Annotated in this window: 20 protein-coding genes and 3 pseudogenes; 10 read left to right on the top strand and 13 right to left on the bottom strand. The window is 43.3% G+C overall.

The annotated features are described in order from the left end of the window. The first annotated feature begins 4 nt into the window (after positions 1 to 4). From L4B77_RS11045 to L4B77_RS11035, 3 genes are all read left to right on the top strand, one after another. Positions 5 to 3,727 carry an AAA family ATPase gene (locus L4B77_RS11045; protein ID WP_429750423.1) on the top strand — a complete coding sequence of 1,241 codons (3,723 nt, stop codon included), beginning with the start codon at positions 5 to 7 and terminating at the stop codon, positions 3,725 to 3,727. A gap of 283 nt (positions 3,728 to 4,010) precedes the next feature. Next, entirely contained in the window at positions 4,011 to 4,154 is a 144-nt protein-coding gene (locus L4B77_RS11040) for a DUF2256 domain-containing protein (protein WP_261839506.1), read from the top strand. Positions 4,155 to 4,243: 89 nt separating this feature from the next. Then, a complete protein-coding gene (locus L4B77_RS11035; RefSeq protein ID WP_290334878.1) occupies positions 4,244 to 5,128 on the top strand; it encodes a PA4780 family RIO1-like protein kinase in 885 nt (294 codons plus the stop codon). 133 nt (positions 5,129 to 5,261) lie between these two features. On the opposite strand, the gene L4B77_RS11030 is transcribed toward L4B77_RS11035, so the two are convergent. From L4B77_RS11030 to L4B77_RS11000, 7 genes and pseudogenes are all read right to left on the bottom strand, one after another. Beyond that, positions 5,262 to 6,002, bottom strand: a complete 741-nt coding sequence (locus L4B77_RS11030) for an SDR family oxidoreductase (protein ID WP_429750421.1) — start codon at positions 6,000 to 6,002, stop codon at positions 5,262 to 5,264. After that, positions 6,002 to 6,430, bottom strand: a pseudogene (locus L4B77_RS11025) (cryptochrome/photolyase family protein); the annotation flags it as partial. The pseudogene L4B77_RS11025 and the gene L4B77_RS11030, both read right to left, overlap by 1 nt. 369 nt (positions 6,431 to 6,799) lie before the next feature. Then, a complete protein-coding gene (locus L4B77_RS11020; RefSeq protein WP_429750419.1) occupies positions 6,800 to 7,381 on the bottom strand; it encodes a DUF1868 domain-containing protein in 582 nt (193 codons plus the stop codon). Beyond that, the gene (locus L4B77_RS11015; protein ID WP_429750417.1) at positions 7,350 to 7,607 is read right to left on the bottom strand and encodes a hypothetical protein; all 258 of its coding nucleotides are present in this window, start codon (positions 7,605 to 7,607) and stop codon (positions 7,350 to 7,352) included. Before L4B77_RS11015 ends, L4B77_RS11020 begins: the two co-directional genes overlap by 32 nt. 106 nt (positions 7,608 to 7,713) lie before the next feature. Next, the gene (locus L4B77_RS11010) at positions 7,714 to 7,977 is read right to left on the bottom strand and encodes a hypothetical protein (RefSeq protein ID WP_429750415.1); all 264 of its coding nucleotides are present in this window, start codon (positions 7,975 to 7,977) and stop codon (positions 7,714 to 7,716) included. Between the two features lie 121 nt (positions 7,978 to 8,098). Beyond that, positions 8,099 to 8,959 (bottom strand): annotated as a pseudogene (locus L4B77_RS11005) (cryptochrome/photolyase family protein); the annotation flags it as partial. A 304-nt stretch (positions 8,960 to 9,263) separates the two neighbouring features. Then, positions 9,264 to 9,686 (bottom strand): annotated as a pseudogene (locus tag L4B77_RS11000) (universal stress protein). A 235-nt stretch (positions 9,687 to 9,921) separates the two neighbouring features. Between L4B77_RS11000 and L4B77_RS10995 the strand changes: the two are divergent. Both L4B77_RS10995 and L4B77_RS10990 read left to right on the top strand, forming a co-directional pair. Beyond that, positions 9,922 to 11,070 carry a PcfJ domain-containing protein gene (locus L4B77_RS10995; RefSeq protein ID WP_429750413.1) on the top strand — a complete coding sequence of 383 codons (1,149 nt, stop codon included), beginning with the start codon at positions 9,922 to 9,924 and terminating at the stop codon, positions 11,068 to 11,070. Between the two features lie 121 nt (positions 11,071 to 11,191). Beyond that, a complete protein-coding gene (locus L4B77_RS10990) occupies positions 11,192 to 11,446 on the top strand; it encodes a DUF3297 family protein (RefSeq protein WP_261839512.1) in 255 nt (84 codons plus the stop codon). Between the two features lie 240 nt (positions 11,447 to 11,686). On the opposite strand, the gene L4B77_RS10985 is transcribed toward L4B77_RS10990, so the two are convergent. Then, entirely contained in the window at positions 11,687 to 12,088 is a 402-nt protein-coding gene (locus tag L4B77_RS10985; protein ID WP_372065714.1) for a YkgJ family cysteine cluster protein, read from the bottom strand. 219 nt (positions 12,089 to 12,307) lie between these two features. Here L4B77_RS10985 and L4B77_RS10980 point away from each other — a divergent pair, with 219 nt between their 5' ends. The 3 genes from L4B77_RS10980 (at position 12,308) to L4B77_RS10970 (ending at position 13,680) form a co-directional block, all read left to right on the top strand. Further along, on the top strand, positions 12,308 to 12,469 hold the full coding sequence (locus L4B77_RS10980; RefSeq protein WP_429750411.1) for a hypothetical protein: 162 nt from the start codon (positions 12,308 to 12,310) through the stop codon (positions 12,467 to 12,469). After that, complete coding sequence (locus L4B77_RS10975) at positions 12,442 to 13,158, top strand: pseudouridine synthase (protein WP_429750409.1); 717 nt, start codon at positions 12,442 to 12,444, stop codon at positions 13,156 to 13,158. The genes L4B77_RS10980 and L4B77_RS10975 overlap by 28 nt, the downstream gene beginning before the upstream one ends. Positions 13,159 to 13,257: 99 nt before the next feature. Then, on the top strand, positions 13,258 to 13,680 hold the full coding sequence (locus L4B77_RS10970) for a GNAT family N-acetyltransferase (RefSeq protein ID WP_261839515.1): 423 nt from the start codon (positions 13,258 to 13,260) through the stop codon (positions 13,678 to 13,680). A gap of 774 nt (positions 13,681 to 14,454) precedes the next feature. Here L4B77_RS10970 and L4B77_RS10965 read toward each other — a convergent pair. Beyond that, positions 14,455 to 14,787, bottom strand: coding sequence for a PBPRA1643 family SWIM/SEC-C metal-binding motif protein (locus L4B77_RS10965; protein ID WP_261839516.1), 333 nt, complete (start codon positions 14,785 to 14,787; stop codon positions 14,455 to 14,457). Positions 14,788 to 15,213: 426 nt separating this feature from the next. Between L4B77_RS10965 and catB the strand changes: the two genes are divergently transcribed. Next, positions 15,214 to 15,840: a type B chloramphenicol O-acetyltransferase gene (catB, locus tag L4B77_RS10960; RefSeq protein WP_429750407.1), complete on the top strand. Its 627-nt coding sequence runs from the start codon at positions 15,214 to 15,216 to the stop codon at positions 15,838 to 15,840. Positions 15,841 to 15,863: 23 nt separating this feature from the next. Here catB and L4B77_RS10955 read toward each other — a convergent pair whose 3' ends face one another. Then, positions 15,864 to 16,541, bottom strand: a complete 678-nt coding sequence (locus L4B77_RS10955; RefSeq protein ID WP_429750406.1) for a glutathione S-transferase — start codon at positions 16,539 to 16,541, stop codon at positions 15,864 to 15,866. 103 nt (positions 16,542 to 16,644) lie between these two features. On the opposite strand from L4B77_RS10955, the gene L4B77_RS10950 reads away from it, so the two are divergent. Beyond that, a complete protein-coding gene (locus L4B77_RS10950) occupies positions 16,645 to 18,900 on the top strand; it encodes a peptidase U32 family protein (protein ID WP_429750405.1) in 2,256 nt (751 codons plus the stop codon). A 168-nt stretch (positions 18,901 to 19,068) separates the two neighbouring features. Here L4B77_RS10950 and L4B77_RS10945 read toward each other — a convergent pair whose 3' ends face one another. The 3 genes from L4B77_RS10945 to L4B77_RS10935 all read right to left on the bottom strand — a co-directional run bounded on the left by L4B77_RS10945 (position 19,069) and on the right by L4B77_RS10935 (position 22,698). After that, positions 19,069 to 19,533 (bottom strand): acyl-CoA thioesterase, encoded by a 465-nt coding sequence (locus L4B77_RS10945; protein WP_429750404.1) that lies wholly within the window; start codon positions 19,531 to 19,533, stop codon positions 19,069 to 19,071. A gap of 302 nt (positions 19,534 to 19,835) precedes the next feature. Beyond that, positions 19,836 to 21,638 carry a hypothetical protein gene (locus L4B77_RS10940; RefSeq protein ID WP_429750402.1) on the bottom strand — a complete coding sequence of 601 codons (1,803 nt, stop codon included), beginning with the start codon at positions 21,636 to 21,638 and terminating at the stop codon, positions 19,836 to 19,838. Positions 21,639 to 21,831: 193 nt separating this feature from the next. Further along, entirely contained in the window at positions 21,832 to 22,698 is an 867-nt protein-coding gene (locus L4B77_RS10935) for an oligogalacturonate-specific porin KdgM family protein (protein WP_429750400.1), read from the bottom strand. Positions 22,699 to 22,782: the final 84 nt, after the last annotated feature.

The raw sequence follows: 22,782 nt of genomic DNA, 5'->3' as shown, positions 1-22,782 counted from the left end.
AAGAATGAAAATCTTAAGCTTAGAATTTGAAAACCTGAACGCTTTGAAAGGTCGTTGGAAACTCGATTTTACACAGTCACCTTTTTCTGAAAACGGGTTGTTTGCGATCACAGGCCCCACAGGTGCGGGCAAAACCACCATTCTTGATGCGATTTGTTTGGCACTGTTTCACCGTACGCCACGATTGAAAAGCATTGCCAAAGGCACCAACGAGCTGATGACGCGTGGCACGGGTGAATGTTTTGCTGAGATTGAATTTGAAGTCAAAGGGAAAACGTACCGTTCGAATTTCCATCATAAACGAGCTCGCGGCAAGCACGATGGTGCACTGCAAACGCCAACGTGTGAGTTTGCAGATGCAGATAGCGATGCAGTTCTAGAAACGCAGCTGACTAAGAAAATCAAGATGGTTGAATCCGTCACGGGTTTGGATTTTTCTCGCTTCACTAAGTCGATCATGTTGTCACAAGGCGAGTTTGCCGCTTTCTTGAATGCCAATGCAAATGATCGAGCGGAACTGCTTGAAGAGCTGACCGGCACCGAAGTTTACAGCCTGATCTCAGAACGGATCTATGATCACTTCAAATCGAGCGAAGAGTCTCTCAATCATTTAAAAGCTAAGGCTGAAGGGGTCAGCTTGCTATCAGACGAGCAGATTCAAGCGCTACTCACTGAACGGGATAAACGAGAAACCGAACAAACCGTATTAGCTCAACAACTGGTTGAATGGAACGCGCATTTAAGCTGGTGGAAAGATATCACCAAAGCCGACTTTGCGATCGTTAATGGCGAACAGGACTTAAAACAGGCGCAAGATACGCTTTCAGACAACCAACCCTCTCTGGATCGTTTAGCGAAAAGCGAGCCCGCAGAAAAGCTACGCCCATTGTATAAAGATGTGCAGCGCAGCGATCAAGAAGTGCAAGCGATTCAAGCAAACCTTGAAAGCAGTACCAAAAGATTTGCTCAGCGAAATGCCGAGAAATCAGCCGCTAGCGACAAGCTTAAAACACAAAACGTGTTGGTTGAGCAAGTAAAACAACAACAACAAGAGCAAGAAAAAATTATTGAGCAAGTTCGACCGCTTGATACCCAGATTTCGGTACTTAAAGATAAACAAGTTGCCGTTGATAAAAACGTTAACATACTGAATGAACGAGATATTGAACAGCGCCATAAACACGCGGTATTGAGTAAAACTCTTGCTGCTGTTCAACAACAACAAGAGCGCGATGCCCAGTATTTAGCTACCCATCAAGCCGATAAGCACCTCGAAAAATACCTAGGCCAATGGCAGGCTAAGGTTGACCAAGTTCGAACACTTGAAAAGCAACACAGTGAATTACTCAAGGGCGTTCAACGTGTGAATCAAGCGCTAGATGCACAACAAACGTTAGTCCAAACCTCTCATGAGGCGAAACTCGCACAAGATAAAACATTCACAGAGCGGGTGGTGGTTGAGAATAATGCCAAGCTTGAACTGGAATCATTGCAACAACAGACAAGTGAAGTGGTATTGAATGCGAATAAAGATCTGCTTGAGTATTGGAGCCGTCATACTCATACCTTAGTTGATATTCATCAAGGCTACTTGCAAGCCACTCAACGTATCGAAGTTAAACATGCAGAGCTTGCCAACAAGCTTCAGTTGTCAGATACCTTGACCATAGAGCGTGAAGTTCTGCTTGAGCGTTACCAAAGCAACAAAACATCACTCGAACGCTTAACTCGCTTAATTGATCAAGAAGGTGAACTCGCAAAGTATCGTGCTGCGCTGAAGCCAGGAATGGATTGTCCTTTATGTGGATCAGCCCATCATGCGATTGAACCGTCCCAAGATCTGACGGATCTGATGTTACAAAAAGAACGTGAAGAGGCCGATCTCGCACTTATTCAAAAAGAGGGCACAGAACATCGGCAGCAGTTGGATTCGCTTGCGCCAATCATCAATGGGCTTAAAGACGAACTTCAACGCGCACAGGCTGATGTTGAACAAAGCAGGGAAAATTGGGCAAACACCCTGAGTAAACTTGAGCAGGCCCAAGCGAGTTTTGCATCTCAAGAGGCGACGCTAACTATCACGCTACCGCTTATTGAATCTGTAGGAGATAGTCAAACAGTCAGTGTGTTTGTTGAATCGTGTGAGCAACAACTTAACGACGTCATTCATCAATTACGTGCAATGGCTGACGCGAGTCATGCGTACCTTGAAGCTGAAAAACAACGTACAGCGGCAAGTATGATGGTCGAAAAAGCCCAGTCTAACTTAGCGTTAGCACAACAGCGGCTGACGGATTTAACCCTGCAATCGCAAGCTCAGCATGAACAAGCTGAAAAGTGCACTCAATCCAAAGCGGAGCAGTGGACGGCACTCAAAGAGAGTATTGTGAACGCCTCGATTGACGCGCCAGAACTCGAACTCATTGACGCTTGGTTTTCCCAAAAACAGCAAGCCTCTAACCTTTGGCAAACCACTAAACAGCAACAGGATGACTGCGATAAACAGTTAATTAGTCTGCGTGCTGAACTAAAATCGCTTGATGACAAGTTGGAATCGCTCACCAGAGAGATCGCTAGCTCAAATCAAGAGTTAGAAACATTAACCCAAGAGTTAGCATCAATCACTGAATCAAGATCTGAGTTATTTGGTGACAATGACGTCCAATCAGCGATTCAAGCGATAAAACAAAAAATGAGTGACGTTGTCACTAAGTTAGAGGTATCGCAAGCTGAATTTAACCGTTGTGAACTCGACCATAGAGCCGAACAAACCAAGCTTACGGGGTACACCGAAGAACTGGTGGCGAAACAGCAAGCACAAGTAGAGGTGAAACAGTTGTGGGAACAGGCGTTAGCGTCGAGCCCTTTTGCAAATGATGCTGATTTTGAGTCTGCATTGCTGGATGAAACGGTAATCACACAGTTGAAAAGTCTGAAGAAGAGACTTGAAGAAGCCATCGTCAGCGCACAGGCGAGATTGAGCAGTGCTAAAGCGAATAAAGTTGAGTTACTCAGTCATGAAAAAGCCACAACGTGGAGTGCCTTACCGCAAAGTGAGGTAGAGCTGGCAACGGCGGAATGTCAAAACGAACAGCAAAATCATGCGACTCAAATTGGTGCCATTTCTGCCAATCTAGAGACTGATCGACAGAATCGTAGCAATCAACAAGATTTGTTCAAACAGATCGAAGAACAGCAGTTGGAGTTTGATGATATCTCACGTCTGAACTCACTTATCGGTTCTAAGAACGGCGATAAATTCCGTAAGTTTGCTCAAGGCTTAACACTTGAAAACTTGGTGTATCTCGCTAATAAGCAGTTGCAACGTTTACATGGCCGCTATGAGTTAAAACGCAAAGCCGATGATGGGTTAGAACTGCAAGTGGTGGATACTTGGCAGGGCGATGTGATGCGTGATACTAAAACCTTATCCGGTGGCGAAAGCTTCTTGGTGAGCTTGGCTCTGGCATTGGCGCTCTCTGATCTTGTGAGTCACAAAACCAGTATTGATTCTCTGTTCCTTGATGAAGGTTTCGGCACACTAGACAGTGATACCTTGGATATTGCCCTGAATGCGTTAGATAACTTAAACGCGTCAGGCAAGATGATTGGTGTGATCAGCCATGTTGAAGCATTGAAAGAGCGTGTACCTGTTCAACTGAAAGTGACCAAGCACTCTGGCTTAGGCTTCAGTGAGATGGAGAAGCAGTACAAAGTTGTTGCTTAGATTCTAGTCCTGTTCATCAGCGCAGAAATAGAAACAGAGTTAGATGAAGCAGATCCCCGACTCAGTCGTTCCTCCTTCTCGAGGATGACGGAGTCGGGCGTTGTCATCAATCACTACGCCGTCACTCCTTAAAGTCAGGAGCGATCAAAAAGTAGCCGTCATTCCCCAAAGTAAGAAACGAACGTAATAAGGAATCTGGGTTTGTTGGTATTACTTTTGTCATTCCCCAAAGTGAGGAATTTCTACTGGACGTAGAAAGTGAACGCATCGACGAGGAGGGGCCATGCACAAGAAACCATATCTACCGACTAAGACATGCCCAGTTTGTCAAAAACCATTCGCATGGCGTAAGAAGTGGCAGCGTGGTTGGGAAACGGTAATTTATTGTTCGGAACGCTGTCGTCGGCAAAAAACGAAATCGACATAATCTGTCTCTATTTAACCATCTACAGATAATAACCACTCATTTAACGAGTTAATATTTAATCTGCAAGGTAACTCATGTATAAAGGCGACATGAAGATACCTAAAAGAATACAACCTTTAGTTGACGATGGTTTAGTCGACGAGGTGACAAGCCAACTTATGAGTGGCAAAGAAGCCTCGGTGTACATAGTACGCTGCGGTGACACGATCCGCTGTGCCAAAGTTTATAAAGAGATAAGCCAGCGCAGCTTTAAGAAAGCGACAGCCTATCGAGAAGGGCGTAAAGTCCGCAATAGTCGTCGTGCTAGAGCCATGGAAAAAGGTTCGGGTTTCGGTCGCGAACAACAAGAAAAAATATGGCAAAGTGCCGAAGTTGATGCCTTGTATAAGCTTGCGGAGGCGGGAGTACGCGTGCCTCAACCTTTTGGTTGTTTCGATGGTGTGTTACTCATGGAGTTGGTTACCGATGACGATGGTTATGTCGCACCAAGGCTCAACGACGTGGTGATGCCCGCAGAGCAAGCGATCGAAGACCACGCCGTGATGATGACTTACGTGGTTAAAATGTTGTGTGTTGGTTTGATCCATGGTGACTTGTCTGAATTCAACGTGCTTGTGGATGAGTATGGTCCAGTTATCATTGATTTACCGCAAGCCGTTGATGCTTCTGCCAATAATAATGCAGAATGGATGTTGACTCGTGATGTTAATAATATCCGTGATTATTACGCTCAGTTCGCGCCGGAACTCGCAAAGACAGAGTACGCTAAGGAAATGTGGGCGCTGTATGAGAAAGGTGAGCTAAAGCCAGACACCAAGCTAACTGGCGAGTTTACAGAAACTGACGAATTAGCGGATATTGAAGCGATAATGCAAGAAATAGACGCAGCAAGAGTGGAAGAGCAACACCGCCGCGAACGCGCTAAAGAAGAAAAAGAAGGGGTCGACGACAGCAAGTTTAATTGGTCTGAGTAAAGGCCCGTTTCAAACAACGCAGGTGTTGAACTCTGTCTGTTTTGCTGACGTAATGTTACTGAACCCCGTCGCTTCTTTGTGATCACAAAACCCAATAGAGCAACAACTCTGTTGGGTTTTTCTTTGTTACTGACTACCACGTTAATTGCTTACCATCATAGGCATAAAAATGGCCACTCTTCTCCGGTGTTGCACTGCTGATCATATCTATCAGTCGATGGGCGACGTAACTGGAATCAAAGAGTTTTCCTTTTGGCACATTGGTTTGAAAAGGCTTTGACAGTGCGGTATTGGTTGTCCCGGGGTGCAGTGCTAATACGGTTCCTTTTTTGAGGGTTCGTTTCCATTCAATCGACATGGTTTTAATGAACATGTTCAATGCAGCCTTCGATGAACGATAGCTGTACCAACCGCCTAATCGATTATCTGAAATGCTGTCGACCTTAGCAGACACGACCGCGAACTTCGGATTGTCGCTCAATTTCAAAAGAGGGGTGAAATGCTTGGCTAATAGTAAGCTCGGCAAGGTGTTTACTGAGATGTTTTTTAGGAAAAATTCAGGGTCGATAGACGATAGGTTCTTTTCTGGCCCAAGGTCTGGAGTGTGCAGCATACCGACGCAGTTTATCAACCAATCAAGTCGTTCAAACTGAGAACTCAAGCGCTCGATATCAGCTTCGTGGGTGGCGTCGATTTTATGCCAGTTCAAGCGTCTGTGCTCTAAGTTAGGTTGCTGAGAGTGATAAGTCGCGTCTACGTATACATCAAGAAAATCAAATCGAGAGAGCTCAGATAATAGGTGTTTAACCACAGCGAAACCAATACCACCACTGCCGCCGACGACCAAAATATGTAATCTGAGTTGCTCCACCATTATAAGTTCTCCCAGTTTGTCATTCGTTGTTCCGCGGTATCGAGTATCGCTTGTTGGTCTTGCTCGTCCATGTTGTCCCAAGACCGATATAACATGCCCATACGTGGGTTGCGGTTTAACGCATCGCGGTGCCGGTTCATAAAGCGCCAGTACAAGCTATTGAAAGGGCAAGAGTGCTCGCCACTGCGCTCTTTTATCTTGTAGTGACAGCCTTTGCAGTAGTCGCTCATGCGGTTGATATAGGAACCGCTGGCAGAGTATGGTTTGGTTCCGACGATCCCGCCATCCGCAAACAGTGCCATGCCTCGCGTATTTGGCATTTCAACCCACTCAATCGCATCGACATAAATGCCAAGGTACCAATTGTCGACTTGGTCAGGGTCTATGCCTGTGATTAAGCAGAAGTTGCCGGTGATCATCTTCATTTGCAAATCCTGAAAACTGCGGTGAGGGTAAAATTGTACGCGTTTACCAAGGCCATGAAAGTTGGGCTAATCCGTCTAATATTGGTGCAAAGATGATTACAAACAATGGTAACGTTTTGTATTTCATTAGCAAAGGTGGAACAGGTTCTGGAGATTTGAATGAGGGTTACGTAAGAGCGATTTACTCTACGTTGCAACTAGCATTTAGCTCCAACACAACTGTTGCACTTACTGCTAATACTGGCTGTCCAGTTGACAATATCCAAGGCGTACCGTGGATTAAAGGACTGTAGGGTATCCAGTTAATAAATGAGTGATAATAAATTATAGATAAAAGAATGCCCCGTGTTCAAAACTACGGGGCATTTTTTATTACTGTACTTCTATTACCGTTGGGAAAGCTAACATATCGTCAAATATGGAGTATTCAATTGAATCTACTATGACCTCTTGGCCAATCATACCCTTACCATGTTTGTTAACGTAATCATCGATATCGGCTTTCTCTTGGTCCGTGAGTTCCTTGTATGCGTATGCCATTGTCATGTGCATGTTACCAAGGTTTTCAATCTGCTTTTGAGATAGCTTAATTCCGGTTATTTCAGATAGTTTGTAGCTTAGTTCTGTAAATTTCTCCAAATCTGCCTTAGTCGATGGTTCAAGAGATAGCATTATTCCAAATGTTCCCTCTATGCCAACTACCTTGAACTTGATTTTTGGAACGTGCAGGTTTCCGCTATCAATTGCTGCATAGATTTTTTCAATCATAGAACGGTTAACGTCGTCGAGTTCTATGTCAGTCTTACCAATATCATCGCGCCATTTTCCGGTCATTCCGCGCTTAAGGCTTTTTTCATTGATACCGCCAAACACAGTAAAGTGATAAGTGTTAGGTGGAAGCAACAAAACCTTACTACCTAGCTCAGTGCGTTCTAGGCTTCGTGTTAAGATCAACCATATCCTTGAATAGCTTTCCTTGGCGATCTGGATGCTTAACAAAGCTGCTGCCTCGATACATATTTGCTTCACGGTACTCATTAAACTTGTAGTAATTTTCGGTGAAAGCTGGACCGATATAATTAAATAGCTCATAACCTTGGTCTGGGTTTACAGCTGCATGCGACAAGTTTGCGCTCATAGCAAAAGATAATGCCGCGATGGTGCTTAATGCTCTTTTCATGTTCATTTACCTGTGTGATTTGCTTTTAATGATGCCATAAATTCGCATAGCGAAATAAATAATTATCGAACGTAAATCACAAATCACACACAAACAATATGGATACTCATAAAACTACGTCGGGATGAATCTCAAGAAACTGGCCAATTCTGGTTAGTGCATAGCGCTCCAAGTGGTAAACCGTGTCGCCAGCTCGCATTATGTAGGCATCTGGCATTTCTCCGTCGTCTGGTAGGTGTCTAAGCTTAATATCCTGTCGTTCTGCAGCCTGAACAATTAGGCCGTCACCAACCTGTATGAACACCAAGCCATGATTTGGTCGTTTCAGCGTTAGTTTAGCATCCATTGCTTCTACGGTTAATTCGTTCATTAGTCATTTTCCTTATTGATAGTGTTAAACCAAGTGGTCATTGCTTGGTTTTGTTGTGTTAGATACAAACCTTTGTTATATACACCCATGATACCGGCCATCTTGTGACCTAGCATTTTCTCAGCAACGAATTGCTCGTAGCTATCGTGTGACGGAATGTATGCGGCGACCACTTAGGCAGGTTGAAGGTGTCATAAAACACCTTAAACCGGTTGTTAAAAGCTGATTGCCCAATAAACGGTAAGCAGACTTGGCAGAAATGAGCGAGCAGAGACAAGCTTTGTGCGCGGTTAACTGGCCATAGTAACTGGCTATCGACTCGACCAATGGTTTGCACTTGATGGCGTTCGATACGCTGCAAAATACCTGTTATGTCATTGGTAAATATCAGAGGCTGAGGCAGGTTTTCGATGTCTTGCTTCTTGAGCTTGTTTCGATTGTTCGCGTCGTAATTCCATTTTCCGCCAACAGGCTTTCCGTCTTCTAGCAAAATGTCGAAACGCTTTCTCATTCGGCGATAGAAGTGTTCCATCATGATGTGTTTGTCTTTAGGAAACTGTTGTTCGATCTCTTCGAATGGAAAAAGGAAGTGTTCGGTATCACAACAACCTTTGGTCGCATTGGTGAGCTTGAGCTTGTTCATCTGCTCTAGAAGGCGATATTCATCTGGCCTTTGATATTCAAATTTATCGGCACCGAATTCGTGAACATAGTGCTTTAGAAGTGTATCTAGGTTTTCAAATTGCGTGGTATCGTCAAGAGTTAGGTGGAGTACCTGATGACCTTGTTCTTTGAGTGCGTCGGCGAAGTAACCCATCGCACAGAAAAATGCGGTCACTTTTTGAATATGATATGCAACGTAATCGGTTTCTTGTTTGAGCTCAGCAATGATGTAAATAACGTCATTGTTAACCTGTCGAAACCATGAGTGCTCTATGTTTAGCTGGTCTCCTAATAGAAATCGTACCGTTTTAAAGTTCATGATGCTTCCTGGATTGTGAGGCTTTTTATGCCTGAGTTACCGCCGGTCCATTGATTAATGAAAGCATAGTTTGGATCAGTACGTTATCGTTGGCTGTTGAGTCGTTGGTGAAAAGAGAGATTAAACTTATTCATTGCTTTCAGTCGTTGTTAACTAGTAAGCGTTTACGAGTTGATAAAGCGTTAAGATCACAAATGAATACTGAGCGTTAATGTTAGAAAATGCAGATGCTGGAAAGGAATATAAGCCAACCAATCATACCGAGAGAGGTTGGCAATACAGGCTGGGTTTCTAAAGGCCGTATTTATTCCATAGGTACAACGAGAATATCGATAGGGGAAGTATCGATGATCTGTTTAGAATGGGAGATGAGCTTATGCCAGAAATCATGGTGATGGCCGCATAGCAATAGGTCGACGCCGTTTGCTTCGATGACATTTTTTAGCTTATCGTTCAAGTCACCCGTTCCTACGAAAATGTGCTTGATTGGGTGCTTGGCGTAGGCTTCAAACTCTTTTAAATGTTTAACGGCATCGTTATTGATGGGTACATCTCCATCATTTCCTTGTATATCAACGAGTTATGGGTAAATTTCTCCATGCGTACCATCGATATAAACAAACGAAATACCAGCCTCCAGTTTATCCGCGAAGAAGGTCGCTCTATCAATGAGAATCTTGGTGTCGTCAGACAGTTCAAGTGCGACCAGAATATGTCGGTAATCCATGATTAAAGCCTCTTGTTGTGAGTTATGTAACAAGCATAGTTTCTGTAGGCGCAAATGATATCGAAGAGATCTCATATTGCATAAAATCATCATGCAATGTTCTTCTAAGCACGATTGTATTTATATCGCTTTGATTGATAAGAAATTTACAAAAGGTTGATATAGTGGATGGAGCGCTAGCTTATGCTATTCGCTAGGCTTGATAGCTCAATGCGCCAATAATGAAGAGGCCCCAATGACCGTACTACTGACCATTCCCACTCGAACATTAGGTTTCGATTACGATATTGAGATCCTAGATTGGTCTCAAAAACTCGGCGGCTTTCATGTGTTTGAAGATGGCAGACGACCGCTTGATGGGGGGATTGGTTTAAGTCTCAATCTTATTGAGCAGTTTGATGTGAATGGGCGTTGGTTAAATTCATTGCCTGCGCGTTATCGTGAAATCACCGACGACTTTCCAGAGTACCAATACCAGATGCTGTGGCTTGCAGCGAACACCTATGAAGCCGCGCAACTGCTTGAATTAAGGCCTGTTATTTTGGCGTTGATCTGCATGAAATACAGCGTCGACAATCAGAAAGCATTGGCACTGAGTCGCTTAGGACAAAAGAAGATCCTGGCCAAACTGGGCTTAGACAGCAGTAAGGCGACACTCAAATTCATCGACAAACTAGAACTTCATTACAACGTTGGTGATGAACTCGACCACATTGTTCGCATTCTCGAACCGCTGCAAAGACGAGTTCTTAAATTCAAACATTACTCAAAAGTCGGATACACAGCCTTACGTCTGGACCAAGTTCATCCATTTCTAACCGGCAGTCGATTAGGGATTGCAATGGTGGAAGAGGGGCGACTTAATGCACCGTCGAAGATGGCGATGTTCCAAGATGCGATATTGCTAGGACAAGATTTGGAGATGGATGATCCGCTGCGCGCCATTACTAGCCAAAACTCATTTGCGATGTTTGAACAACTTCATGATCGCTGGACGGAGCAACGTCAATTATGTCGTTTAGAGGGGAGTAGCCCCGCGGATAAAGACATCCCTTATCCCGTTCCTTTACTCGGTAATGACAACATTCATCCAATCGCTGATTATTATGACCTCAAACAAGAGAGCATTGAACAAAAGCACTCTATTTGTGTGTACCATAATCGAATCATGAGCGATCGCTATCTGGTATTTCGTATGTTTAAACCTCAGCGATTGACCATAGGTTTACGCCGTGTTCCCAGTAAAGCTTTTCCGTTTGAGATTGACCAAATTTGTGGAAAACAAAGTGCACCACCAACGGAGGCTGCAAGACAAGTTATCCACGATTGGTTAGAGGCGAGTAAGCTGCACCGAAAACAAAAACTAGAATGCGACTGCCGCTAAATCAAACAACTCGACGTGGATTGAAGCGATTAATACGATTTATTGCGGCAGTGGTTGAGCGCAAAGCTTATATTGACTAAAATGGCGCACATTTTTATTTACGTACATACAGGTAACGAACATGAGCGATACCAATTCAAAACCCACTTTACCAGATCATCTTGCAGGTAACCCACGCAGCCCATACCACGTAGCTGAGTGTTTCGAATACCCAATCGGCATTCGTTTAAATGGTAAAGAGCGTACTGATGTTGAAGAATACTGCATCAGTGAAGGTTGGGTGAAGATCCCTTCACCTAAGGCGCTTGATCGCCGTGGTCAGCCTATGCTTATTACCCTAAAAGGCACAGTAGAAGCGTTCTACATCGAAGAATAATCACTCGTGTCATTCACTGATAGAGAGTGACTCAGCGGTTTTTAATCAGGGTCTAGATCAATCTAGGCCCTTTTTATTGCTTCGCTTTTGGGTTGTTTTCTAATACTGACGACCTTGATTGATGCGTTACTCAATAGAATATAGTCTTTGGCCGCACGGGGCGCGTTAGATGACCCGTATATGAAGCAAAATGAGTTTTGATACGTTGATGTGGTAAACAGAACTTTAAAAGGTCAGCGTTTAAGACAAACTTGAAGGGCGGCTGTCTTTCATTAACACGTCGAGTTTTCTTTGCGCTTTTTTCGTATCTTGTAAATCCACCACTTCAATCATCTCGCACTCGTCTCTTACCATCTCATTGATTAAGCTTGGGTAGTGACGGCAATCTTCAGGGCGGTCTAAATAAATACTGCACGCATATTTCGCTTGGGTATTTTTATCTTTGGTTGGAACAACCTCTAGAAACGGGCATCGAGTCAGGCGTTCGCCAGATTGCGGATCAAACCAGATCTCACTACCACGAACGTATTCAAAAATGTCAGGGTTGAACAGTTCCCACAAATCAATCTCTTCTTGAGTTGCAGCAAGGTCACCATCTCCATATTTGATACAGCATTTCCCACATTGATTACAATTTTTCATTATTGACTTCATTGGTTGGTGAGCTTTGATCATGTTACCACTGATGCGATGGTTGAGTTTGTTGTTCATTATAAAAATTCTAGGCAGAGCATCTTTCATCAGGTCATTCATGGCCACTTATCTCGGCAATACCACTGCTATCGAGGTGGCGAACAGTGATACAATTTGTGCTCCACTCGTGATTCAAACGTTCGCTCGTTATTCAGATAAAGGCACACAATGAGAACCGTATACACCACCGAAGGCAACATGAGCGCAAAGAAACAGAAAGACGCTTACCCAAAATTGGCGCTATGTGACAATTGCGTGTGTGACTATGTCGTGATTGATCAAGGCGAACGCACTTATCAGCCTTGTGCAAAATGTGGTGCCGACGATTAATGCGCCTTGATAAATACCTTTGTAAAAGCACGGACCTAACCAAGTCAGAAGCCGTTGAGAAAATTCATCGTGGTGAAGTTAGCGTTAACAGCGAAACCGTATTTGATGAATCCATTCAGGTTCATGAAAACAATACTATCTTGCTAAAGGGTAACGCATTAACGCTCAGAGCATTTCGATACATATTGATGCACAAACCTGCGGCAACCATCTGTTCAAATATCGATGAAGTTTATCCATCGTTGTTAAATTACCTCGAGATAGATAAACCATCCGAATTGCATATGGCAGGGCGGTTAGACGCTGACACCACGGGTTTAGTGTTAATCACCGACGATGGTCGTTGGTCTTTTAACATCACATCGCCAACCAAATCGTGTAAAAAGGTTTATCGTGTGACCTTGTTACGAGATATCAAAGACGACGTTGCTGAGCGGTTCAAAGTGGGGGTTCAATTACAAGGGGAGGTTAATCCAACGCGCCCCGCAGAGCTGGAGGTTATTAGCCCAAAAGAGGTGTTATTGACTATCACAGAAGGTAAGTTTCATCAGGTTAAGCGAATGTTTGCTGCCGTCGGAAACCGCGTGGTGAAGCTTCATCGAGAGCAAATCGGCGAGATCCGTTTAGACGTGCAAGAAGGCGAATGGCGATATCTCACCGAAGACGAAATAGCCTCTTTTAACCAATAATTTAAACCGAATAGGCTTGTATTCAAGTTAGTGTCGGCTTTACATTATCCTCATGTCGTTTTTATACCGAGAGTCGGTTGTCATTCAATAGGGTTAAATATGGATATACAGAAGGTCACTGCTGCCGAGGTTTTGCCGATTAGGCATCAAGTTCTTTGGCCTGAAAAATCCCCTGAATTTTGTAAAGTAGAAGGCGATGAATTTGCCATTCATTACGGGGCATTTGTTCACGGAAAATTGGTTTGTGTCGCCTCGGTTTATCAACACGACCATGAAGCGAGACTCAGAAAATTCGCTACACTGCCTGAATATCAAGGTCAAGGGATCGGCTCTAAGGTAATAGAACACTTAATTTATGATTTAAAGCGAGCGCAAGTGAGCGACTTCTGGTGTGATGCTCGAACTTCAGCACTTTCATTTTATCAAAGGTTTGGGCTCAGCGTTGAAGGTGATGAGTTTCAAAAATCAGGTGTGTCTTATTTCAAAATGTCAGTTTCGTGGGATAAGTCACCACAAACATGACAATCGATTTAAGCCAGCTGGCCATTCGGTTTAAGACGGTGATACGCACCGCCTCATTGTCTTTCGTTTCATCATTCTTCGGCAGGCGTGCGAATTAGACATGAGTGCAAAGCCCTTGTTGTCTTGGTTAAGGGAGACTTTTCAATAGACTCGAATCTAAAGGTTATCCTTTCTGATTTTAACTTTGTCACAGCAAAACGGTTCTATGGATAGGTTCTCGCGACCTTTTAAGTCGGCATTGGTCATGAATCGGTATTTTATTCGATCGAACCACCCATTAACATAATCGCAATCATTCGACTTAATCATCTCTAATACCTGTGAAAAATCGATATAGCGAAAATCATATTTTACTACGAGAAGGCTCTCATTTAACGTGACATCGTCAATGAACAAATTGTTTTTTAAATAGCAGAGTAGCTTCTCTTGAGTATGTTTTGGCCCTAGGAGTCGGCATTTATGTTGATGTACAAATTGGCTATTCATAGAAACCCTTATCGCAACAGAGAAAGTAAAAGCACGAAGAGATCAGCCTAAAGAGGGAGCACTTTGGCGGTTGATTGCGGCACCCCATCATAAGCGACTCATCACATTGAACATTCTTTGAATCTTAAACCTTCCACTTAATGTAAGGTCAAGGATTTTTTCCTACACTATTTCTGACCACTTACTGACTGAGTTTGGTTAATCCAAAAAAAAACGGGAAGACCTTAATGATCTTCCCGTCAGTGATGAGGTTACTTATGGTGCTATCGGCAGTTTGAGTAACAAGCCTTATGCACAACACTTCTTGTATTTCTTACCGCTACCGCAAGAACATGGATCGTTTCGGTTAGGGGTCTTTTCAAACGTCATCGTTTTTGGTTTGTTGAGCAGCGTATCAAGCTCGATGGTGTTCTCTTCTTTGTCTGCGTCGACGGTAACCGTCACGAAGATAGTGTTTTCAGCGGCAAGTGCTTCAACTTCAGCTTTGCGCGCTTCAGTTGGCACCATGACTGCGATTGGCGATTCTTCAGTACCCGCTTTTACATCACGGTTGACGTTGTAGCCAGCAAGAACGTGGTTCTGTCTTGTTTCGATACGGCCTTTGAAAAATAGTTTCGACATTGGGTACTCATTAAAAATGTTGAATGGCGCTATTTTTAATGGCGATAGCGCAATGGAGCGGCGATTATACGCATATATTGCGATTGATAAAGCAGTGATGTGAGTAAAGAGGGGTGGTTTTTGTGGGTTAGCAATGGCGACCTCGTTAGCTTTGCACTGATTTGGTTAATGTCGGAATTTAAGGCAATAAGATTTCGCTTAATAGGTTTTCGAATGATAGATTTAAATTATTAACTTAAACAAAGATATAGTGTATGAAGTCAGTTCGACTACGAAGGCATCATTTGCTGCTTTCTTCTGTGACTGGCTCATTGATGACATTGTGGCGAGTGATTGGGTATTTGGGCTTTACACTAAGATAAACCGTTTAACTTTAAACACTGAATAAAAGTACCTAACGAAAAGAACCAAACTAAGAGTACCAACATGAAAAACTATTTTGAGAGTCCGTTTGTCGGAAAGTCACTCAAAGAACAAGTGACCAACCCAAACATCATCGTGGGTGAACACAGCTATTACTCGGGTTATTACCACAACCACAGTTTTGATGATTGCGCGCGTTACCTCTTAGCGGATAGAACCGACATCGACAAGCTGATCATCGGCAGTTACTGCTCGATTGGTTCTGGCGCTGTGTTTATGATGGCGGGTAACCAAGGTCATCAAAATCAGTGGGTGAGTACCTTCCCATTCTTCTATCAAGACGACGAGAAGTTTGAAGATGCGATAGACGGCTTTGAACGCTCGGGTGATACCGTGATTGGCAATGATGTATGGATTGGCACCGAAGCCATGATCATGAGTGGTGTTAAGGTTGGCGACGGGGCTATCATCGCAAGTCGAGCGGTGCTAACTAAAGATGTGCCACCTTATTCGATTGTCGGTTCAAACCCTGCGCGTCATATCCGTTATCGCTTCAATGAGACTGAAATCGCTCAGCTATTGGAAATGCAATGGTGGCAGTGGAGCGAAGAGCAGATCAAAGGCGCGATGTCGCTAATGTGTTCATCCGATATCGACGGGCTTTACCAATACTGGAAAGCGCTCAAGTAATCGCTGTTCCCAGAGCGCTTTTGTCACCGAATTCTCTTAGAACAGCCAAAAATGCAATCTTGCTTGGTTTCATTCCACAATGGGTATTGCTTCATTACTTGGCTGTAGAGCGGGCTTTCGAGAAGCGATCTTAACCAACGACCTACGTTTTGGTATTCCGATTGTACAAACCATTTTTTTTCGACTCGCACAAACTGGCTGACAAAAGGCATCACCGCGAAGTCGGCTAAGCTTGGCGTTTGGCCAAAAAAGTAGGGTTGATCGGTGAGTCGTGCTTCTAACTGGCCGATAAAGGCTTCGCAGGCTTGTCGACGTTGTTCAACATCGATATTTCGATAACGAACAGACGCACGATACTTTTCTAAGTGACCAATAAACTCATCATCGTTGGTTTTAATAAGTTGTTGAACTTGCTTGCTAAGTGTTGGATTGCTTGAACGAAGAAGATCTTGAGGATCGTTTTGTTGAAGTGCCCAGTTCATCACATCCAAGCTCTGTTCAATGACTTCTCCACTGGGCAACACCAATATCGGAACCGTCCCTTTTGGCGAACTGGCCAATAGTTCGCGAGGCTTGTCTTTGGTTACAATTTCTCGAAGTAATACTTGTTGTTGTGATAGTGCGATACCCATCCGTCCACGCATTGCATAAGGGCAACGGCGTAAGGAATAGAGAATAGGTAGGTCGGCTTCATTCTGCATATTGAGGTCGTTTAGTTTGAAAAGAGTGGTTAGGTGGTAAAGAGAACGTGATATAGGTAGAATACTCGGCTTAAAAATTATAAGTAAGTGAGCGACTTCAAAAATGAGCAGAAAGATTGAGTTATTAGCCCCTGGTGGCGATGTTGAGGCAATTAAAGCTGCCATCGTAGCAGGTGCTAATGCGGTTTATTGTGGCTTAGACACCTTCAATGCTCGTAATCGAGCCTCTAACCTGTCGTTAGATGAATTGAACGGTGTTATTCGCCTTGCTCATGAATACGGTTGTGAAGTGTTTTTAACTCTTAATGTGGTGCTGTTGGAGCATGAAATTAAGAGCATCACTAAACTGTTGAACCAATTGGTGAACACCAAAGTTGATGGCATTATCGTGCAAGATCTTGGCTTGTTCGATTTGATTAATAAGTATTTTCCATCACTGGATGTTCACGCATCAACCCAGTTAACCACGCACAATGAAGGTCAGATCAAATTCTTGTCTAAGATAGGTGCAACGCGCGTTAACTTGTCTCGAGAACTCAACTTGCCAGAAATAAAGATGTTAACGCAAGTGGCGCACGATCATGATGTGCTAACAGAAGTGTTCGTACACGGTGCTCTGTGTATCGCTTTTTCTGGTCAATGTTACTCAAGCTCAGTGAGTGTTGGTAACTCTGGTAACCGTGGTCGTTGTAGCCAAGCGTGTCGTGATGAATACGAAATCACCAACGCGGGTAATAAGTATCCACTCAACCTAAAAGATAACTCCGCTTACTACGACTTACCTGAACTGGTTGACGCGAAAGTTGACTCGCTAAAAGTCGAAGGTCGTATTAAAGGCGCACACTATGTATACACAGTCATTGATACGTGGCGTAAACAGATCGATAGCTTTGTCGAAAGTGGGTTGTTGATCGAAGACGATTCAAACCTACACAAAGTATTCAACCGTGATTTCACGAACTCTTTCTTAAAGGGCAACCTTACCAAAGACATGTTCATCGATAACCCGCGCGACAACAGCATGAACTATGCGATTGAGAAAGCGGCGAAGCAGAACAACGAAATCTCAGTTGTGCAAATTCAAGAAGTGACCAGCGATCTCTATGAAGCTAAAAATGCGCTAGGCAATGAAATGCGCGATAAGATTGAGTTTCTTGATATCCGGAAAACGGCGGTATCACTTTCGTTCAATGCGAAGTTAGGGCAAGCTTTTACCGTAACAGTCGTGTCAGATAACGAGCGTTTTGAAGTTAAGTCTAAGTCGTTGTTAGAAAAGGCGGCTGAAACATCCATTACGCAAGAATTGCTAGAAAAACGTTTTAAATCTGTGAAGAGCGCGGTTCATACCCTTGAAGGCTACAATTATGACAATCTAGATGGTGGTCTGATCCTTCCTTTAAAAGAGCTGTCGGTCTTAAAGGATGAAATCGACTTTATTCTTAACGGCTCTGTGAAAGTGATTAAGCACGTTGAAGTGCCGGCACTTCCACAACATCCTAAGGTGAACGAAAAGCCAACCATGTCGATGTTGATCGCGGATGTAGAAGATTTACACCTGTGTGATGTGACTGATGCCGATGTTTACTTCAAACTACCAGAAAGCTTTAAGAAGCGTTGTAATAAGTACATCGATATCTTAGCGACAAACCCACGCTTGATTCCTTGGTTCCCTGCGGTATTGATTGGTAAAGACTATGACGAAGCCGTTCGCATTCTTGAAGAAGTGAAACCGCCACGTATTGTGACTAACAACACGGGTATCGCTTACAAAGCTTATGAAATGGGTATCGAGTGGGTTGCAGGCCCGTTTATGAACACCACCAACTCTCACGCATTACTCACTCTAAAAGAAGAGCTTAATTGTGCCGGTGCGTTCATTTCGAACGAGATCAACAAAGGTCAGATTCGTCATATTCGCCGCCCAGAGAACTTCAAATTGTTCTACAGTATCTACCATCCGATCTTGATGATGACCAGCCGCCAATGTTTCTTCCAAAGAACCGTGGGTTGCAACAAACCAAGCATTGAAGCAGGTTGTATGCTGAAGTGTGAGAAAGCGACCACGATAACGAACGTGAAGGGCATCTCTTTTGCTGTTGATAAGCAGAAGGGCGGTTACCCAAGCATTTACAATCACGAGCAGTTCTTAAACCCTCAGGCTGTAACGGATTTTTCTGGTCTGTTTGACGAGTTTTTTATCGACCTAACTAATATTGGTGCGGGTTCGAAAGAAGTGAAAGACAAAGTTGAGTTAATTAAGCAATTTGAAGGCTTAATTAATGGAGTAGCAGGTTCACAGCAGAATCTAGAGCAGCTTGTAGAGGTTCGGACCAATACGCAATACGTACAAGGGCTATAGGGAATACGCTTTAAGAGCTCCGATACTCAGAGGTTAATATTTAGGTATGGGCGCGGTGCTTGTTAGGTATGCAAACCTCTAGATAAAAAAGGCCATTCAATTGAGTGGCCTTTTTAAATTGGGTTATCAAAAAGTGTACATAACGAAAGGTGCGCTGAGGTATAGGGGTTAACCTGTGGTTACGTCTTGTTTGAAGCAAGGGGTTTTCAACGTATTCATCTTTTCGATTTCATTGGTTAAACGCAGTGAAAGTAGTGCTTTTTGGTTAGAGGCAAAATCAAACATAACGATGGTGGCGTTGCCAATCGTTGTGAGTTTTTGCTGTGCTTTACTGACAATCGCGTATTCCATGGTGAAGCGATCATCTTGAATGTTTGTAACGCGAGAGCCGATCATCAGTGTGTCTGGGTAGGTGACGGGGCGAAAATACTTACAGTAAGTGTCACCAAGAACTGGACCAACTTTGGTCATCGCCATCTCTTCCATCAGTTCAACGTGCTTAAAAAAATCTAAGCGAGCGGTCTCGAAGTAACGAAAATAGACGGCATTATTAACGTGATTAAGCGCGTCCATTTCCCCCCAAGCGACAGGAATTTCGGTAATTACCGGGTAGTCGGATAATAGTGCTTCCATGCAAACTCTCTTATTGTTATTGGCTTATCCTTAAGCGGAATAAGTGGTTATTGGAATCAAAACCCTACCGTTAAATTAACAAAACTGCAACACGTGTGTTTAAGTTTTTGAAGCTTGAAACGACACAATCTCAGAGACTTCGCCTTTCGTTATTTAGTGACGAGTTCACACCATTTTTAAGGCCAATTTGGCATTTTCGACTCAGGTGTTGGCCGTAAAAGCATTCTCTGCCAACACGAAAAAAGCCCACAGGAGTGGGCTTTTGTAGCTTTAACGACTTTTTAAGTAAGTCTTCGAGTGCATTAGTTCGCGTTGAGAGGGTCTTCTGCCACAACCGCAGAGAATGTATTTGAATTATAGGGTGAATTTTTTAAATCAGTACCAAGACTGTAGTTCTCATAATCATCAGAAAAGATGACATTTGTGCCTGCCGTATCCGAATACACTTGATAGTCGTCGACGAATAAAGTGGTGTCGGCTGTGTTACTGTTTGACGAGAACCTAATGGCGGTCGCGGTCACTTCTACGCCGGGTGTGACGTTGTGTGACGTGTAAGGGCCGTACTCAGTGCCATTGATTTTGACAGAGTAAGTCCCGGCTGCACTTAAACTGGATGTATCCCAAGACATTTCAAGGTCAAGCCAGGTACCAGGAGTAAAGGTTGTTAGTTGATCACTTTCACCACGGAGTGTAATTTTTCCTTCGTCAATTTTTAATTCCCCAATTAAAGAACCGGTAGAGTTGGCTGTATCAAAGAGAGAAACATAAGCCGATTCGGTTTCAGCTACGTCATAGTACATAGACACTTTATGTGTACCTGTCGTCATTCCGGAATCAAACTTGTAACGTAATTCCCCGGTGTCGCTCGTATCCGTATCTGTAATCGCTGCAACTTGATTGTCGGTTGGCTGTGAAGTGTCTGGCTGATTCGTGCCGCCATCAACAACAACCGTTGCTTCGGCCGTATTGTTATTGTACGGGTCGCCCGACAAAACGTGACCATTAGGGTAACTATCAAAGTTATCGGCAAACACTAATTCATCGGTGGTTGTGTCATTGGAATAAACTTTCAAGTTGTCGGCGTTTAGCTCGTAATTTGTCGTATTAGAAGTGTCACCAAGTTTGAGCGCTATGACGGTAACGGCATTTTTGTCAACCGATTCAAAGCCGTTGCCGTTATTATCGTATACGGTGTCATTGACTTTAAAGGTGTAGTAGCCACTTTCCCAACTTAATTCCACAGCGAGATCCTCGCCTAAGTTATAAGTACCCACGGGCTGATCTGAAACTTGAGGTTTACCATCAACAAGGACATTTGAACGATAGAAAATCTGCCCAGCATTGAATATCACCTCACCGTGCAGGTTAATGTTAGAGGTGCCCGAACCGTAAAGACTGATATAGGCGTTATCTCCGTTGCCATTAGCTGCTTGTGCTGAGTCTGGGTCAACCTGATAGATGAGATCAACAGTGACTTTTCCTGATTCGATACTATCTACAGTTGCGCCTGTGCTGTTGTCTGACAGCTTTAAACGTAACTCACCGACATCATTTTTCGCACCATTATTGTTGGTGTCGAGTATCTGAACATAGCCATTGATACCGTTTGCTGCATTCGCTTGGCTAATGGCATCTTGTACATTCCCAGTTTCTGTCTGATCTGAACCTGAATAAGCAATACCCGTTGAGCTATCTGAAATGATGAGGGCACCTGAGTCATCGAAAGTGAATGTACCATCTAAGATTTCAAGCGTTGATGAACCCGTTTCATAGTAAGTGAAAGATACCGTACCTGCATCTTCATCATAATTATTGGTCGAAGCACTTGCGTCCTTAATGGTATAGGTGCCTAAGTTATCGTCGTCGTCATAGTACTTATGGTGACCATCTTCTTGGAAAACATAGACGTTGGGTAAATCGGCGTTTGACGATGCGGCTATTGAAGAAGAATTGCCATCGCCAATTTTCCAGTAACCCGTCGTTAACACGGATTTTTGGCTATCTGGAGTGCTCGGGTCCGTTGGAATAGGTAGACCATCACTATTACAACCAAAGAGTAAACCGGTTGAAAGAGTGACCGCTATAGCGACTTTAGAAATCTGCATAAAATATTCTCTTTATGATATTTAAACCATATGTAAATTACATAGGAAATAGATAATGAATAGTCGTTCAATATTTTATTAGCGCAAAACTAATAGCTATTTAAACAGACTATCCTTTTAAAGAAATTAATTAAATATGCCCCAAAATTTGACAAGAGGAAGGGGGGGATTTAATAAATTGACTATTTTCTACTTAGAACGAATAAGCAACGCCCACACGGTATTTTGCTTCACGATCTTTTGAAGATGAACTGATATCAGAAGACCAAATTTCTGCAAATGGTTTCCAAGATCCGAATTTGTAGTCTACTTTTAGTCCAGCATCCCATTCCCAGTCATCGCTATTATATAGAAGTACGTTATCCAAAGATTTTACATAGTTAGCTTCGTAAGCGAGTCCAAGTTTAGGTAACGATTTTATTTTATAAGCGCCGGTTAATGTAATTTTTGATTTTTGAGCCGACTCTAAAAGTTCACCGGTCTCTGAATCTCTATCACCAAATTGGGTGTGATTACGGAAGTCAGAATATTCATGACGGTAACGAATAGCGGTCGTTAAGCCCATCTCTGCTTTATAGCCAACACGGAATTGTGGTTTGTAAGTGACCTTTTTCATTTTCCAGTCACCATCGTTAGCATTAGGCTCATCCCAATCCCAATCCCAAGCAATAGGCATCCCCATTTGTAGGTACCAATTGTTGTTTATTTCATAGGTAGCAGTATTGTCGATTTCCAAACCATAGATGTACCAATTGCCGTTGTAGAAACTCTGGCTGTTCGCTGACTTAACAGACTTTGAATCTTCATCGTAGTATGAATCATCAGTGTGGAACTTCAGTTCTAAGCCCGTAGAGTGTTTCCACTTATCCGATAGTTTAAAACTTTCACCCAGTTTAACTCGATGTTGATGACGAGCATCTACGTGATCTGTATCACCATTCGTTTTTGTATAATCCGTCGCTGCACGATATTCGTAACGATAATCTAGAGTTGCGGCAGTAGCGGTGCCTGCTAAAAGAGTACAAGCTACTGTAGCTGCTATTTTTGTAACTGAATGCATACCTTTGTCTCACTATTATTTTTTAGTCTGGATATATCCAATATACCCTTGGCTCACAAACCAATATCATAGATAATATTAAAT

The organism is Vibrio minamisatsumaniensis (assembly GCF_050337445.1).
GTDB classification, from domain to species: Bacteria; Pseudomonadota; Gammaproteobacteria; order Enterobacterales; family Vibrionaceae; genus Vibrio; species Vibrio artabrorum.
This window is presented reverse-complemented; position numbering and strand designations above follow the sequence as displayed.